Here is an 838-nt window from a genome sequence, read left to right on the forward strand (position 1 = left end):
CCGCGCGTTTTATAATCAAGTTAGCCAAATACTTTTAGCTAATTGATAAAATAAAAAACACCAAGACAAATCTCTGTTATCATTGATGTTCCTACACAAACAATGAAAGAGGTTATTGTCTTGATGCAAGAACAGAATACCACAGTCAGAAAAAAAGGTCAGCACCTAACTTCGTTTGAACGAGGCAGAATTGCTACGCTGCACAGCCAAGGCTATTCCAATCGTGCAATTGCCAGAGCGCTTAATGTTTGTCATCAAACAATCAATAATGAATTGTGCCGCGGCGAGATCGACCAAGTAAAAAAGTGAATGGTCAACGCCAATATTACGCTGTATACTCACCAGAAACAGCACAAGCTAAGTACGAAGCTAATCGAGCCCACTGTCATCGACCTTTGAAACTCGTCGGTGTCGCTGATTTTATCGACTATTTTACGACTCATTTGCGTCAAGATGGTTGGTCGCCTGATGCAGCAGTAGGACGGGCCAAACTTGAAGGCTTATATCAACCTGAGGAGATGGTCTCGACCAAGACGCTATACCACTATATTGATGCCCAGTTACTTGAAGTCCGCAATCTTGATCTACTCGAAAAAACGCGCCACCGTGCCAAACATCATCACTCGATCAAGCACAAGCGTCTGGCCGGACGGAGTATTGATGAACGGCCTAAAAGCATCGACCAGCGCCAAGAGTTCGGTCATTTCGAATTGGACACCGTGGTGGGCAAGCGCAACGGTCAAGAGAGTGTGATCTTAACGCTGATCGAGCGTCAATCCCGCTGCCAAATTCTACGTTTGATCGATGGTCGTGATGCCGATTCAGTCAACTATGAGCT

Annotated in this window: 1 pseudogene; it reads left to right on the forward strand. The window is 45.2% G+C overall.

The window, feature by feature from the left end:
• Positions 1–123: 123 nt before the first annotated feature.
• Positions 124–838, forward strand: a pseudogene (locus tag ACOV1R_RS16060) (IS30 family transposase); the annotation flags it as partial.

The organism is Lactiplantibacillus sp. YT640, from assembly GCF_049745435.1.
Taxonomy (GTDB): Bacteria; Bacillota; Bacilli; order Lactobacillales; family Lactobacillaceae; genus Lactiplantibacillus; species Lactiplantibacillus plantarum.